Origin of the sequence: Acetivibrio cellulolyticus CD2, assembly GCF_000179595.2 — a bacterium.
GTDB classification, from domain to species: Bacteria; Bacillota; Clostridia; order Acetivibrionales; family Acetivibrionaceae; genus Acetivibrio; species Acetivibrio cellulolyticus.
In genome coordinates this window covers 1,134,797-1,150,049 of sequence record NZ_JH556653.1, presented here as the reverse complement: position 1 = coordinate 1,150,049, position 15,253 = coordinate 1,134,797, and the positions used below count along the sequence as shown (strand labels likewise).

Genomic DNA, 15,253 nt, shown 5'->3' with positions numbered 1-15,253 from the left:
ATAAAAAATGATTATTGACAGTAAGGGGAAGCTTTTTGGGAAGGTAAGCATTATTGATATTTTAATTGTTTTAGTAGTAGTTGCAGCAGTTGTAGGTGTGGGGTACAAGCTGACGAAGTCAAACACTATTTCCTTTAAGCCAAATGAAGAAAAGTTTTTATTAACCTTTTACGCTGATGAGGCCCCAGATTACTCAGTAAAAGCAGCTAAAGTAGGGGATATTGTAAAAGATTTTGAAAATGGTTCTACTTTTGGAAAAGTAATAGAAGCGCCAAAAATAGACAAGGCAATATCTTTTCACGAATTTCATAACGGTGAGTGGATAGTAGGCAGCAAAACGGGTTATTGTTCTTATTATATGAAAGTTGAAGGAACTGGTGTAACTAACACTGATGGTGGATATTCTTTCACTGGTGCTAACTACTATATAGGAAGAACTGTTACAATGAGGGTAGGAAACGCTGTTTTCTCAGGAAGAATTTATAATATAGAAAAGGAGTAATGTGCTTTGATATATAATAGTTTTATTTTAAAGCCGATATTCTATATTATCAGAATAATTGAAGCTTCATATCCCGGGAGTTTTACCGGAAAGTTTTTCGCCTGGGTTCTAAGAGTGGCAAATAGGGTAAATGAAGCCTATGAGAATAGTTTGATACATCGAGTTATAGATAAAGTTGTAGTTATGTTAATAGTTTTGTTTACAAACAGCTCAATTTTCGGATTCTTTGCAAGGAGTGGAAGGGTCGGTAAGTGGTGGGAAAACAGCCTGATATTCAGGTTCGCAAATTTCTTATTTACTGCACCTTCAAACATGTTTAAAAATCTGTACAGAAGTAATGAAGCGGTTTTTAAAGAAAGTATATTTCTAAGATTGCTGTCATTATTGCTTCATAGGTTTGAAATTATTATCGGAATGGTTCTGTTTGTGACATTGATTGCACCTCATGAAATGTGGCATAACATCTATAGCGCTATATTGGCTATAGCATTGCTGGTTTTGTTATTTATATGTACCGTAATTAAACGGAATTCGTATTTTAACCTTAAGGCATTTGATTTTTCATTGGTTCTGTTTATGTTGATTGTAGCACTTTCATGGATTACCTCAATTAATCGTGGTTTAAGTTTTAATTTTCTTTTAATTAATATGACTTGCTTTTTGTTCGTTATACTTATTGTGAGTTCTATTAAAAATGAGAAGTCCCTAGGCGCGTTTGTTGAGATAATTCTTGCTGGTATAACTGTAATTTCACTATATGGTTTATGGCAGTTTGCTTCTGATTCGGTGCGTTTTGATCCTTCGCTAACTAATGTAAAATTAAACGAAGGTATGCCTGGTAGGGTTTACGCTACTGTGTTTAATCCGAACAATTTTGCAGAAATATTGATAATGATGCTGCCTTTTTACGTCGCGGTTATATTAAATGCCAAGACTTTTGTCAAGAAAGCGATATTTTCATTAATGGGCCTTTCGGCTTTGGCAGTTCTGTTTTGTACAGGTGCAAGGTCGGCATGGATTGCATTTGCTGTATCGGCTTTGGTATTTACGTTTTTTAAAAACAAACGTTTGCTGCCTTTAATGATGGTTGTTGGAATAATTGCAGTACCATTTCTTCCGCAGCATGTATATAGAAGGATACAAACTTTATTCAATCTTTCAAAAGACACATCGGCTCAATATAGAGTTAAGATTATTCAGACTTCATGGCCTATGCTAAAGGATTATGTACTAACGGGAGTTGGATTGGGAACTGATGTGTTTATGGATATTGTAGGCAAATATAAGCTTTATACATCTAAAGTGCCAGTTCACACCCATGTGTTGTATATGCAGATATGGATTGAGATGGGTATCATGGGGATTTTATCATTTGTATGGTTTTTGTTTAGAACAGTTAAAAGTTCAGTTACAAGTGTTTTGGAAAAATCAAATGTATATTTTACCAATGTATTAATAGCAGGTATATCATCACTTTTAGGAATACTTACTATGGCAGCGGTTGAGTATATATGGTATTATCCTAGAGTTATGTTGTTCTTTTGGGTTGATGTAGCGATTGTTTTATCGGTTTTAAGCATTATAAGAATAAGGAAAAACAAACTTACGGAAAATTGATAACCATAACCTGATAATGACATGGATTAATTTCCAAGGAGTGCAGACCACAAGCATGTGCAGTGCGTTTTTAACATTAATGACGGATTAAAGAGGTATAATGTTGATAAGCGCCAGGTGAGGGGGATGTATTATGTTTAATCCACTTGAAAAGCTTTTTGAAAAGAAGGTTCAGCATCAGCGGAAAAAGTTTGATAGAAGGGTGCTTAAAAAAAACAATATACATCTTCTCATTCTTGATGAAAGGTGGAATGGGCTCTTTCAAAACACCCCTAAAACAGAGGAAATATTAGAATGTGAGAAAAAGCTTAGGGAGCTTATTAAGGACGATTCACGGTTTACTTCCGAAACCAAAGAGCTGGTGCACAGAAAAAAAGAGTGCATGGATAAAATTATAAAGCTCACTCCGGATGTGTTTGAGAAAAATGACGAACAGGCAAAACTTGAAATGCACAATTGTGAACAAGAAATAAAGCATATCAATGAAAGATTGAAGGAAATAGAAGAGGGGCTTGAGATTAATCCTGACAAAGTCAGAGATACTAATCTTGAGCTTCTTGAGCATACAGTGAATACTGTCTATTTTAAAATGCGCGAAAACCAGAAAATATATAGGGAACTGGAAGGTTTAATTGAGGTAACCAGGCAAAAGTTAAAAGAATATACTGAAGAGAAGGAGTTTTTATCCCAGGATGATACTGCTACTTATTCATATTTTCATGACCTTCTAGGAGGAGAAGAGCTGGAAAAATTGGATAGGGAATACTTTGGGGAAACTTTTACTACTTTAAGGCCTGAGAATAATGCCGATAATGAAAATGAGTAAAACTAACGATGAACATATAAAATACACCTTTATAAATATTAAATAGATACGTTGTAAAGAGCTGTCTGGAGGTAAATGATGAGAGCAGTAACACCTGACCAAATGAAGGAAATTGACAAAACTGCCATAAATGACTTTGGTATACCGGGGATGGTATTGATGGAGAATGCAGCCTTGGGGGTTGTCCGGGAGATTTCAAAAATCCTTGGCACTGATCCAGGCTGCATGGCGAGCAGTGCAGCGAAGCGAAACGAGCCAAGTAAAAAGGTTATTATACTTGCAGGTAAGGGTAACAACGGAGGAGACGCTTTTGCAGTTGCACGACACCTGTTTAACATGGGTGCCAGTGTAAGTGTATATGTGTTGTCAAAGCTTGTTGATATTACCGGAGATGCAAAGACCAACCTCGATATACTGGTCAAAATGGGAATTGAAATAAATGAAGTTACAAGAGATGAGCAAATCGATGAGGTTAAAAAGAGAGTAGAATTGGCAGATATAGTGGTGGATGGATTATTGGGCACGGGACTAAAAGGTGAGGTTAAAGGTATCATGGCGTGTGTTATTGAGCTTGTGAATGATTGCCATGTTCCTGTAATAGCTATAGATATTCCATCGGGAGTGAACGGAGAAACCGGAAAAGTATCAAGCTCATGTATTAAGGCTTGTACAACAGTGACTTTTGGGTTCCCGAAGATTGGGCAGCTAATACATCCGGGTTGTGACTATGTTGGAGATTTGAAAATTGTAGATATAGGAATACCTAAGGCAGCTGTCGATAACATCAAAATAAAAGGCCATTTAATTGACATGGAGTTTGTTTCACAATTAATACCAAGAAGGCGAAGAGACAGCAATAAAGGTACCTATGGAAAGATTCTTGTTGTAGCAGGATCTAGAGGAATGACAGGAGCGGCGTGTCTTACAGGTGGAGCAGCCTTAAGATCAGGAGCAGGGCTTGTTTATCTGGCAGCTCCGTTATCTTTAGTACCTGTTTACGCTGGGGCTTTAGTTGAGGCGGTTACAATACCTTTTGAAGATGAGAATAAAGGTTATCTTCCGAGGCAATCAATTTCAGGAATATTAGAGCAGCTCAATAATGTAAATGTTGCAGCAGTGGGGCCTGGTCTTTCAGCAGGGAATGAAATTGCAGATGTGGTATATAATATTATAAAAGGTTCAAGAGTACCTATTGTGCTTGATGCAGATGGTATAAATCTGGTAGCAAAAGATTTGTCCGTTCTAAAGGATATAAGAACGCAGATAGTTATGACTCCTCATCCGGGTGAGATGGCAAGATTAATAGGCACAAGTGTTAAAGAGGTCCAGAAGGACAGAGTTAATATTGCCAGAAATTTCTCAAAAGAATGGGGTGTAATCACTGTTCTAAAAGGTTCAAGAACTATCATTGCATCACCTGAAGGTGAAATCTATATAAATACTACAGGTAATCCGGGAATGTCTACAGGTGGAAGTGGAGATGTATTGACAGGAATTATCGCCGGGCTCATTGGGCAGGGACTAAAACCTCTGGATGCTTCAATTGCAGGAGTATATTTGCATGGAGCTTGTGGGGATAATATTGCAGCAGAAAAAGGTGAACATGGCCTTATTGCGGGCGATCTGGTTCGGGAAATTCCTAACCAAATAAAAATTTTACAATTGCCTTAATGGAGTAGCGGGATGAAACTGCATCGTTGAAATGGTTTGCTGCGGTTGGAAGCAATTGCTTTATTTAATATAAAAACAGAGGAGTGGTGTAAAATGAAGGCTAGAGATATTATGTCTACAGATGTAATTGCCATTAAGAAAGATACTACAGTTGAAGAGATTGCCCACTTATTATCTGAAAAGAATATCAGCGGAGTACCGGTTTTGGATGACAGCAGTAAAGTTATAGGAATGGTTTCGGAAAAGGATTTGCTATATAAAGACATTGAACCTCATTTCCCTCCTGTTGTAGAAATTCTTGGAGGACTGATATTTTTAAAAAGTGTAAAGCAATATAATGAAGAACTCAGGAAACTTGTTGCAACTAGAGCAGAAGAGATAATGACAAAAAAGGTGGTAACTATTGGACCGGACACTGAAGTTGAGCGGATTGCTGAACTTATGATTGAAAAGGATATTAACAGAATTCCTGTTGTTGATAATCAAAAGCTTGTGGGTATCATAAGCAGAGCAGATGTTATAAAGTACATATCACAGCGGTAATAGATTTTCAAGTAAGAGTTCCGCTGCGGATAGAATAGAATGTGAGCTAATTTACTGAAATAATGGATCGAGGGGTCGAAATGGACTACAAATTTAACAGGGCTTGGGCAGAGGTTAATCTTGACAATATAGCCCATAATGTAAAAGAGATAAGAAGAATAACAGACAAAAAGGCTGAAATAATGGGGGTTGTAAAAGCTGATGCTTACGGGCATGGTGTAATGGAAGTAGCTAAAACCTTGCTTGAAAATGGGGTTACACGATTGGCGGTTTCCATGCTTGATGAGGCTATTCAGTTAAGGAAAAACGGCATTGACGTACCGATACTGATACTTAGCTATACAGACCCTAGAAGGGCAGAAGAGATCATTTTAAATGATGTTACTCAGACGGTATTCAGTCACGACCTGGCAGAGGCGCTATCTGAAGCTGCCGTAAGGCTTGATAAAAATATAAAAATTCATATTAAAATAGATTCGGGAATGACAAGGGTAGGTTTTATGCCTGGCTACAGCGCAGTAAAGAATGTTGTAAAAATAAGTAAACTGCCTAAAATAATTATTGAAGGGTTGTTTACACACTTTGCATCATCAGATGAGATTGACAGAAGCTATACCTACATGCAGTTCGAAAGATTTATGAGTATTGTCAGTGAATTGAACCGTATAGGTATATATATTCCTGTAAAGCATGTTTGCAACAGTGCAGGTGTTATTGAATTCCCGGAGATGCATCTTAATATGGTAAGACCCGGGATTGCATTATATGGAATGTATCCTTCTGAAGAAGTTCAAAAGGACAGGATAAACCTGAAGCCGGCCATGACCTTAAAGGCAAACATAATACTGGTTAAGGACGTAGAAACAGATACCTGCATAAGTTATGGAAGGATATTCAAGACGCAGCGTGAAAGCAGGATTGCGACATTACCTATAGGTTATGCTGATGGGTATACAAGGCTTCTGACAAATAAGGGCAGAGTATTGGTTAATGGGCAGTCGGTGCCTATCGTAGGAAAGATATGTATGGATCAGTGTATGATAGATGTGACCGACGTTCAGGGAGAAGTTAACGTAGGAGATGAAGTTGTGCTTTTTGGAAGCCAGAACGGAAGTGAAATATCGATAGAAGATCTAGCAAGCAAAATTGGCACCATAAATTATGAAATAGCATGTATTATCGGAAAGAGAATACCTAGGGTTTACTGGAAAGACGGGCAGCTTTTTAATGTGTTGAACTACTTGATATAAGGAATTTGCGAAGCAAATGTCCTAAAATGGAATGGGGCTAAATGCCCCTGAGATTTTCACTGAAGGAATTTGCGAAGCAAATGTCCTAAAATCGGCCATAAAAGGAAAACTGGAATATTTTGATGTCAACATATTTTAAATTTTTGGAGTTATATATGTATAAGTTGGCAAATAATATTAAAAACTAACTTTAATAAAATATTTCAGTTTTAATACTGGTGGGGATGATATAGATGCATTGAAAATTTGAGTTAATTGCATGGAATTATTTACATAGCTTGTAATAGCGCAGTAATTTAATTTTAATTTGACCCGTGCATATGTTGCGCTTTATAATTATATATATAAGTATGCAATAATTATGCTCTAAAATTGCATATTCATATATTATTCTTATCGCACGGTAGTACAATTAAAGTTGCAAAGTACATAATTAGTTGTGCTGTAGGCAGATGTTTCTTAATAATTATTGCAAAGTTTACAGGTTATTCATTTTAATTGTTTCTTTTAAATCTTGTAGACCCAATAAAAGAAGTGGGGGTTTTATTTTGGCTCAGTTAAAAAAGATTTTGATAAGTCTTCCCGATAACTTATTAAAAGAGGTTGATTCCATAGTAGCTATGGAGAGAATTAACAGAAGTGAATTTGTAAGGGAGGCTATGAAGCTTTATATACGAGAAAAGAGAAGAATTGAAATGAGGGATAGGATGAAGAAGGGCTACCAGCAGATGGCAGAAATTAATGAGAAGCTGGCTGAAATATGGTTTGAAGCCGACAACGATCAACAGCAAAAATATGAGGAAGGGCTTAGGGAGTTGGAAAAATAGTGGTTATAAAACGTGGAGATATATTTTATGCTGACTTAAGTCCGGTTATTGGTTCGGAACAGGGTGGCATAAGACCTGTGTTGATTGTCCAGAATGACATAGGCAACAAATACAGTCCTACTGTTATAGCTTCTGCGATAACATCACAGATAAACAAAGCAAAATTGCCTACACATATAGAATTAAGTGCAAAGGATTACGGACTCCCAAAGGATTCTGTAATACTTTTAGAGCAAATAAGGACTATTGACAAAAAGAGGCTAAGGGAAAAGATTGGCCATCTTGATGATGAACTTATGGAAAGAGTAAATGATGCACTCAGTGTTAGTTTTGGATTAGTAGAGATGTAGTAAGGGGGTTACAAAAGATGAAAACTATTAGAAGATGGAATAAGAAAACCATAGCTTCTTTATTAATTATTGCGTCAAGTTTGGTTGCGGTACATATTATTCAGGCGGCAGTTGCTGCAGAGCCTGGCACAGATTCTGATCCTTTGGTTACTCAAAGTTATGTTGATCAGAAAATTGATTCGCTCTCTACTAATGAGCAGGAGCTTATCAAGAAAGTTGATGAATTGACCAAAACAGTAAATGAATTGTCTTCAAAAAACAAAGATATGGAAAGCAGGCTGTCAAGCATAGAAAAGTATGGTATGTTTGTAGCTTTAGAGCTCACTGAAAACCAGAAGCTTATGGCTGGTGCAAGTGCAGAAATAATTGTTAGAGGTGGAAAGGCAAAAGCTATAAGAGGAACTGGAGGCGGATTATCTGATATCACATCAGGAACAGGTACTGACATTACCACAAACCAAGATGTACCTCTAAATCACTTGCTTCTAGTGTCCAGAGATGATGGAAGAGGAATTAAAATTGTAGGTAAAAAGGCATGGGTACTTGTGAAAGGCCCATATACTATAGAGTAGTTTGGGTTTTAATGTTTCGAGAATTGCAGCCAAGGTTTTACTTAAAAAATTTAATGTATTTTTTAATAAGACTCATATTAATTGAGGCTTATTTTATGCCAGCACTTATTAAAGAAATTATGGATAGACTGGCGAATGAATAAAAAATTATTATGAAAATAAATTATGAAAAGAAGGAAAAATGTATTTTGTGTAGAATTATTTTACATATAGAATTATTTTGAAGGTGGAAATTACATCTTTTAAGATCTAATAATTCCTGTAGCTTATTCTTATGATTTAACCAATGTAATATGGTTGATTATAGTTCTTGATAATATCAGAAATTACAATTCCAGGTTTAATGATTCTTTTTGGTACTTTAACTCTGTTTCTACTCATGCTAAGTTATGGATATAAATTGGTTTACGAGGTGAAAATATGAGAATTAATTTTAATTTGAAAAAGTTTTTTATAAAAGGCCGAATACCAAATATAAAAAATTTAAAGTCAAAAGGATTGAAAATTACGAACATATTAAACCTAAGGAATGCAAAGATAGGTCTTAAATTAACTATGGCCTTCGGAGCTATTATTCTATTTACTCTCTTTGTAATTGTTTATTACTCATATAAAAATATTTCAAATATACTACTTGAGCAAAATAAAAGCAATACAATTAATATACTTGAACAGACAGCCAGCAATATTGAAAGAGAATTAGAGGATATTTCCGGAGTTGCGGAGCTTGTTGCTAATAATAGTAGTATTGCTGAGAACATTCAGGCGATGAATAGCACAAAAGACAGCAATGTTTTTGAAAGTTATAGAGGCAAAATTAAAGGCGATTTACAAAGATATCTTGCAAACAGTTCTGATAAGATTGCATATATGATAATATCGAGTAATAACTCTACAAAGTCTTCACAGGCTGAAATGGTAGGAGAGGGAAGCTTGCAACATCTGAGAGCCGGACTAAACTATTTTGATACCTTGGGAATGAGAGAATTTGCTGAAAGCAAACAGAAATCTTTGTGGATTGATACTCACATTACAGACCTCAGTTTTATCAACTTAGGGCAAAATCGATTATTTTGCTTTTTTAGAAATGTTTATACTGCAACTAGTTTGCAAAGCCAGGGAATACTTCAATTTGATGTCAAAGAGGATGTATTAAGAGATGTCTTGTCTAGTGTAGATATACCCAATAAAGGTGAAGTGTTTTTGGTAGGGCGACAAAATAATATGATATATAACCGAAGTAACGTAGGTGAAGATGGATTTTCATTAAATGAGTTGTTTTTAGCAAATAAAGAAGGAAAAACAATGGCTGATTTGCTTGGAAAAACTCAAATCAAAGTAGGCGAAGAGATATTGACAGAGCCTACATACAAATTAGATATAGGAACTAAGCTCACTGATGAGCAGAAAGTAGGTTTAAAGCAGAGGGACAACTATTTAACAGAGGAAATATATAATCTGGTACAGGCAAAAGTAAAGGAAGCGTATAAGGAGTCAGAGAGCAACTTAGTAGGTGGAATGTTAGAAGATTTGTATGTTAATGGAAAGAAAGTAGTTGTAGGGTACTACTCAATAAAAAATATAGATGGAACTCCTCTTAACTGGACTTTGATATCAATGACCAAGGAGTCTTTAGTAGTTGGTAAGGTATATGAAACGTCGAGAAATATATTGATAATAGGTTTGATTTGTTTCATATTCAGTTTAATTATATCGGTAATTATTACTTCTGATATTACATCTGGTATAAAAGTTTTGGCAAATTCTATGAATGAAATAAAAATGGGTAACCTTGGGGAAGTATTTGACCTGAAGAGGAAGGACGAAATTGGAAGTCTTGGTGAAAACTTTAAGGAAATGGTACAAAATTTAAAGAAGCTTATAGGCAGTGTAAAGGAAGCATCTCAAGTTTCTATTGAGTCTTCTCAGTCCGTATCGGCAACTTGCGAAGAAAGCTATGCTTCTATACAGGAATTTCTTTTGATGCTTACCAGGATGAATTCGGAGATGGATAAACAGAATAAAGAGATTGATGTAAATGAAAACATTGCCAATAACCTATCAGATAAGATTCAACTTATAACTGACGACTTTAAGGAAGTCAATAGCATAGTATTAGGCGCAAAAGAACTTAGTGAATATGGTAAGTCAACTGTAAACAGCCTCCAGGTGAATGCTCATGAGGTTAAGAATACTTTATCCGAGTTTTCCAAGTTGATTAGTATATTAAAGGTTGAATCTACAGAAATATCAAAAATAACAAATGTTATAAAGAGTATAGCAAGACAGACGAAATTACTCGCACTAAACGCTACAATTGAAGCAGCTAAAGCCGGAGATGCCGGTAAAAGCTTCAGCGTTGTTGCACAGGAAATAAAGAAGCTTGCGGCTCAATCAAACGATTCAGCATTTTATATTGAAAATAAGCTGAAGTATATAACAGAGACTATTGAAAAAACTGGTGAAGTAGTTAAAGTGTCAGATGAGGTTATCAGTCAGCATGATTCATCAGTCAGCGATACTATAGAGAAGTTTGATAGCATTATGGATTTCATGGATAACGTCTTTAACCAGATGAATAACATTAATAACTCAGTTAAGTATATACAGGATGCAAAAGAAGAAATGCTAGAGTCTTTGCTAAAATTGAACAACAGTACAAAGAAAAATGTTCAAGATATTGACAACATATCAGGTGGTTTTAGCGAGCTAGTTCAGATAATCAAGCATCTTGTACTTCTATCGGAGGATTTGGGTAAACTTTCAGGACGACTTGAATCTACAATTGGTGAGTTTAAAGTATAATAAATATAAATAGCCTGCGAATGTAGCAGGCTATTTTATTCTGACTCTTTTAAAATTTATTTTTTTAGACCTACTTTCTTAGCAGTTACAAGCAGGATAAACCTTGGTAAATCAAGCATTCTTATAAACCTCCAAGGTTCCTTGTAAAGACGGTATAACCATTCAAGACCATTCTTTTGAAAAAACACTGGTGCCCTTTTGGCCCTGCCTGCAAGTACATCAAAAGTACCTCCAACACCTATACAAATTTTTGCATTAAGTCTATGTTTGTTTTTGTATATCCACTTTTCCTGCCTTGGAGCGCCAAGAGCAACCAACAGAACATCAGGATTTGAGGCATTTATTTGTTCAATTATATTTGATTCTTCATCAGCAGAAAAATATCCGTTTCTAATTCCAACAATATTGATGTCAGGGTTTTCTGTTTGTACTTTTTTCGCTGCTTCCTCAGCCACTCCAGGTTTTCCACCAAAAAAGAAATAAGAAATATTCATTTTAGAAGACAGCTTGAAACAATTTAGAGTAAGATCATAACCTGCAACACGTTCCTTTAAATTATCCCTGATAATTTTAGATGCAAGAACCACACCCGCCCCATCAGGTAAAAGCATGTCAGCTTCACTTAAGATTGCTTTTAAATCTGGCTCTCGTTGTGCAGCCATCATTATCTCGGCGTTTGGGGTATAAATGGTGTGTATACCGGGTTCGCCCAGGAGGTATTTAAACCTTTCTACTGCTCCCTCCATTGTCAAGTTATCTACAGGTATATCTAAAATTTTTACAGTCCTTCTCATACTAACTCCTTTGTATTATAAATTTACCAAGGGATTAATTCCCGAAATTAATAGTTTTCAATAAGATCAAAAGCTACATGGGCATTTTTTAATGCCTTTTCCTTAAGGTCTGCAGTAGTAGAATCCAGTTCTCTTTTGATACTTTCCCTGTTGTTCCATACATTATCAACTATTTGTTTCATTTTATCAAATTCCAATGAATTTACATGACCTGCCGAGGCTTGGTTTGCATACTTTAGAAAGCCTTCAACCTTAGGTTCGTAAACAATACCGACTGATGGAATGCCTATACTGGCTGCAAATATTAAAGCATGTAGCCTCATGCCAATAAGCATTTGAGTTTTACCAATTATTCCAAGTGTTTCTGATACAGAGTGTTTTTTTCTGATTGCATAACCTTTATTTTTCATCTTGGATAGTATGTTTTCAATAATTACAAGATCACCAGGATAATGCATTGGAATAAATAGTGTGTTAATGCCATATGTTTCTATGATGTAATCCGCAATTTTGGCAATGGTTGTTTCATATTTGTCATGGTTATTCCACCTTCTTACCGAAAAACCGATAAATGGGGTCTGAGGGTCGATCCCTTCACTTGAAAGTAAATAATTAATATGTTCAGGATTTTCAGCTTTTATAGTGAAGGCAGGATCTGCAGTCACATGAATTTGGGGTTTGTCTATATTTAAATTAACAAGCTCTTTGTAGGATAATTCTTCCCTAAGAGTAATAACATCTACTTTATTGACAACATATTTTGTTAGATTTCTATTGTTCTTCTTGTTTAAAGGTCCGATACCGTTGGCATAGATCATAACTTTCATGTTCGTTTTTTTAGCCAACCAGATCATTCCAAGGTAATATATAAGGGAACGGGTACTTGTATTATCCTGAATTAGGGTTCCTCCGCCGCTTATAAATAGTTTGGATTTTCTCATGGTAAAGAGGATTCTAAGGAGGTTAATTCTGTTTATTGAATCAACATTATAAATACGTCTTGTTTCAACAGGATTCTTTGAAAGTACCAATATCCGAAGATCCTTTTTACACATCCTTAGATTATCTATTATAGCCATGAGCATTGCATCATCACCGACATTTTTAAAACCGTAGTACCCGGAAATTATAGCATCATAATGATTTCGGGGAGTTTTTCTGTCAAGGCTTCTGCATATAATGTTTTCATATATTCCAAGTTGAGTATTACACATATTTTCAAGGGAGAAATACGTACTAGCCTTTTGATGAATTTTTTGACCCATTTCTTCTCTAAGCTGCGTATTATTAACGAGTGTAAGCATGTGCTTGGCGAGGGCTTGATAATCCTTAGGCTCAAAAAGAAATCCATTTCTTTCAGTATCAATAAGGTCTGAAATACCCCCTACATTACTGCTTATTGTAGCTTTCTTAAAGAGTGTACCCTCTAAAATAGAATATGGAAAACTTTCACTTAAGGAAGTAAGGACATTTATATCTATAGTGTTAATAAACTCATAGGGTTCATTAACAAAGCCTAGAAAGAACACGTTTTTATCAAGCTTGAGAGAAGCAGCTTTACGTTCTAAAGATTTTCTTTCTTCACCATCACCTGCTATCAGAAACCTTACTGAAGGATTTTGCTTAACTACTTCAGCGGCAGCCTGAAGAAAAGTTGTGATTCCTTTTACCGGGTGAAGTCTTGCAAGAATTCCGATAATTACATCATCTTTATCAAAATGTAGATTATATTTTGATAAAAACCCCTCTTTGGTAAGCTTTAATTCCTTCTTCTCGAAATTGATACCATTATAAACAGTAAATATATTTTGGGGGTTAAACCTTCTTTCAATCAGCATATCTTTGAAATTTTTAGATACACCGATATAGTAATCTACGAATCGAAGTGCAACCATATTTACCATACCAAAAGAAAACATCTTTACTATATTTTGAAGATAATCAAGCCTGTAATCACTGTGAACCGTTGTTACTACAGGCAAACCTGTAATCTTTTTAACTGCCACAGCAACCATGTTCGCTTTAGCACCGTGCGAATGTATAAGTTCATATCCCTCTTCCTTTATTATTTCCAAAACCTTCTTGACATCAGAAAAAATAGTACCCGTTTTTACAATGTCTATATTTATACCTAAAGTGTGGGCTTCATCAGCAAATGCACCTGTCCTGAAGCTGATTAATTTAACATCTATATGCTTGCCGAGCTCATTTACTAGAGAGAGAACATGGCTTTTTGCTCCACCTATGTCTCCTCCACCAATTAGATGAAGAACTTTCATTGCAATCTCCTTGATAATAGCTTTCTTAATTTTTATATTAAGAAATAGCTGAAGTTATATTTTCAGAATTCCTGAAGCAGCCCTCGGCTGCAATCAAATTATATTATGTCCATCACATTATAGCATAAACACAATATGTAATAAAAGAGATTGGTTAATATTATCTAAAGCTTTGTATTAGTGAATTGGATGAATAATATAATATTTGGGAAACATAAATTAAATTTGAGGTGTTTAACAGAGGTAAAAAATGAATTTAAAAGAAAATGCAACCAAAAACTGGAAAGATTATTTGATGGTTGGTGTAGGCTCAATAATAACAGCGGGCTCAATAAATATATTTTTAGTTCCTTATAAGATTGCTCCGGGAGGAGTTAGTGGGATAGCAACAGTTTTATATTATGTAAGCAATGGTAAGTTACCGGTTGGTACAACCATGCTTGCTCTAAATATTCCACTGTTCTTACTGGGTATGCGCTTTATTGGTAAAAAGTTTGTTTTAAAGACACTTTTCGGGACTGTACTGTTGTCTGTTATTATTGACCTGACTGAGCCTTTTACAAATACATTTGTCAAAAATTTTCTTGGGGAATCTGGAAGTCTTATTAATTCACAGGATATACTTCTATATGCCCTGTTTGGCGGCTTTTTAATGGGAGTAGGACTTGGCTTTGTATTCAGATCAGGTGCCACTACCGGCGGAACTGATCTTGCAGCTAGAATAGTAACTCACTTTTTCCCGGTGTTGACAATGGGTGAGACTCTTTTACTTATTGATACAAGTGTAATTATACTTGCAGCTGTTGCATTTAAAAGTTTTCAGTTGGGATTGTATGCAATTGTTACTTTATTTATAAGTTCAAAAGTAATTGATGCTATATTAGAAGGTGTGAACTTTGCAAAGGCAGTCTTTATAATTTCAGATCTTTCAGATCAGATAGCAGCAAAAATTCTAATAGATTTAGATAGAGGAGTGACAGCACTTGATGGGACAGGCATGTACACAGGAAACAAAAAAAAGGTACTTCTTTGTATTTTAAATAGAGGGCAAATGCCAATGCTGAAAAATATAGTTAAAGATGTTGATAGGAATGCGTTTATAATATTGGCAGATATTAGGGAGGTTCTGGGGGAAGGCTTTAAAACCTATGAATGAGGGTTTAGAGCACGTTTTGTAAAGCATTTTGTGTAATAAATTTGTTAAAAAAGAAGCGTAT

13 protein-coding genes are annotated in these 15,253 nt (G+C 35.4%); 11 read left to right on the top strand and 2 right to left on the bottom strand.

Going from position 1 to position 15,253, the window contains the following annotated elements; translation table 11 throughout:
- Positions 1-7: 7 nt before the first annotated feature.
- From ACECE_RS0207130 to ACECE_RS26875, 10 genes are all read left to right on the top strand, one after another.
- On the top strand, positions 8-502 hold the full coding sequence (locus tag ACECE_RS0207130) for a DUF4330 domain-containing protein (protein ID WP_010246059.1): 495 nt from the start codon (positions 8-10) through the stop codon (positions 500-502).
- Between the two features lie 6 nt (positions 503-508).
- Positions 509-2,119: an O-antigen ligase family protein gene (locus ACECE_RS0207125; protein WP_010246056.1), complete on the top strand. Its 1,611-nt coding sequence runs from the start codon at positions 509-511 to the stop codon at positions 2,117-2,119.
- A gap of 133 nt (positions 2,120-2,252) precedes the next feature.
- The gene (locus tag ACECE_RS0207120) at positions 2,253-2,945 is read left to right on the top strand and encodes a hypothetical protein (RefSeq protein WP_010246053.1); all 693 of its coding nucleotides are present in this window, start codon (positions 2,253-2,255) and stop codon (positions 2,943-2,945) included.
- A 78-nt stretch (positions 2,946-3,023) separates the two neighbouring features.
- Positions 3,024-4,616 carry a bifunctional ADP-dependent NAD(P)H-hydrate dehydratase/NAD(P)H-hydrate epimerase gene (locus ACECE_RS0207115; protein WP_010246051.1) on the top strand — a complete coding sequence of 531 codons (1,593 nt, stop codon included), beginning with the start codon at positions 3,024-3,026 and terminating at the stop codon, positions 4,614-4,616.
- Positions 4,617-4,709: 93 nt separating this feature from the next.
- On the top strand, positions 4,710-5,159 hold the full coding sequence (locus ACECE_RS0207110) for a CBS domain-containing protein (protein ID WP_010246047.1): 450 nt from the start codon (positions 4,710-4,712) through the stop codon (positions 5,157-5,159).
- 80 nt (positions 5,160-5,239) lie between these two features.
- Entirely contained in the window at positions 5,240-6,409 is a 1,170-nt protein-coding gene (gene alr / locus ACECE_RS0207105) for an alanine racemase (protein ID WP_010246044.1), read from the top strand.
- A 548-nt stretch (positions 6,410-6,957) separates the two neighbouring features.
- The gene (locus ACECE_RS0207100) at positions 6,958-7,236 is read left to right on the top strand and encodes a CopG family ribbon-helix-helix protein (protein WP_010246041.1); all 279 of its coding nucleotides are present in this window, start codon (positions 6,958-6,960) and stop codon (positions 7,234-7,236) included.
- Positions 7,236-7,586, top strand: a complete 351-nt coding sequence (locus tag ACECE_RS0207095) for a type II toxin-antitoxin system PemK/MazF family toxin (protein WP_010246038.1) — start codon at positions 7,236-7,238, stop codon at positions 7,584-7,586. Before ACECE_RS0207100 ends, ACECE_RS0207095 begins: the two co-directional genes overlap by 1 nt.
- A 17-nt stretch (positions 7,587-7,603) precedes the next feature.
- Complete coding sequence (locus tag ACECE_RS0207090; protein WP_010246032.1) at positions 7,604-8,158, top strand: hypothetical protein; 555 nt, start codon at positions 7,604-7,606, stop codon at positions 8,156-8,158.
- A 420-nt stretch (positions 8,159-8,578) separates the two neighbouring features.
- The gene (locus ACECE_RS26875) at positions 8,579-10,963 is read left to right on the top strand and encodes a methyl-accepting chemotaxis protein (protein WP_010246030.1); all 2,385 of its coding nucleotides are present in this window, start codon (positions 8,579-8,581) and stop codon (positions 10,961-10,963) included.
- A 56-nt stretch (positions 10,964-11,019) separates the two neighbouring features.
- Here the strand turns inward: ACECE_RS26875 and ACECE_RS0207080 are convergent, their stop codons facing one another.
- Both ACECE_RS0207080 and csaB read right to left on the bottom strand, forming a co-directional pair.
- Positions 11,020-11,757, bottom strand: coding sequence for a WecB/TagA/CpsF family glycosyltransferase (locus tag ACECE_RS0207080; protein WP_010246027.1), 738 nt, complete (start codon positions 11,755-11,757; stop codon positions 11,020-11,022).
- A 47-nt stretch (positions 11,758-11,804) separates the two neighbouring features.
- Positions 11,805-14,036, bottom strand: a complete 2,232-nt coding sequence (csaB, locus tag ACECE_RS0207075) for a polysaccharide pyruvyl transferase CsaB (RefSeq protein WP_010246024.1) — start codon at positions 14,034-14,036, stop codon at positions 11,805-11,807.
- Between the two features lie 250 nt (positions 14,037-14,286).
- Here csaB and ACECE_RS0207070 point away from each other — a divergent pair, with 250 nt between their 5' ends.
- Positions 14,287-15,192 (top strand): YitT family protein, encoded by a 906-nt coding sequence (locus tag ACECE_RS0207070; RefSeq protein WP_010246022.1) that lies wholly within the window; start codon positions 14,287-14,289, stop codon positions 15,190-15,192.
- Positions 15,193-15,253: the final 61 nt, after the last annotated feature.

What these genes read in the sequence shown, in the direction of transcription:
- ACECE_RS0207130 (WP_010246059.1), top strand. Translation starts at nt 8, where the DNA reads ATGATTATTGACAGTAAGGGGAAGCTTTTTGGGAAGGTAAGCATTATT.
- ACECE_RS0207120 (WP_010246053.1), top strand. Translation starts at nt 2,253, where the DNA reads ATGTTTAATCCACTTGAAAAGCTTTTTGAAAAGAAGGTTCAGCATCAG.
- ACECE_RS0207115 (WP_010246051.1), top strand. Translation starts at nt 3,024, where the DNA reads ATGAGAGCAGTAACACCTGACCAAATGAAGGAAATTGACAAAACTGCC.
- ACECE_RS0207110 (WP_010246047.1), top strand. Translation starts at nt 4,710, where the DNA reads ATGAAGGCTAGAGATATTATGTCTACAGATGTAATTGCCATTAAGAAA.
- alr (WP_010246044.1), top strand. Translation starts at nt 5,240, where the DNA reads ATGGACTACAAATTTAACAGGGCTTGGGCAGAGGTTAATCTTGACAAT.
- ACECE_RS0207090 (WP_010246032.1), top strand. Translation starts at nt 7,604, where the DNA reads ATGAAAACTATTAGAAGATGGAATAAGAAAACCATAGCTTCTTTATTA.
- ACECE_RS26875 (WP_010246030.1), top strand. Translation starts at nt 8,579, where the DNA reads ATGAGAATTAATTTTAATTTGAAAAAGTTTTTTATAAAAGGCCGAATA.
- ACECE_RS0207080 (WP_010246027.1), bottom strand. Translation starts at nt 11,757, where the DNA reads ATGAGAAGGACTGTAAAAATTTTAGATATACCTGTAGATAACTTGACA.
- csaB (WP_010246024.1), bottom strand. Translation starts at nt 14,036, where the DNA reads ATGAAAGTTCTTCATCTAATTGGTGGAGGAGACATAGGTGGAGCAAAA.
- ACECE_RS0207070 (WP_010246022.1), top strand. Translation starts at nt 14,287, where the DNA reads ATGAATTTAAAAGAAAATGCAACCAAAAACTGGAAAGATTATTTGATG.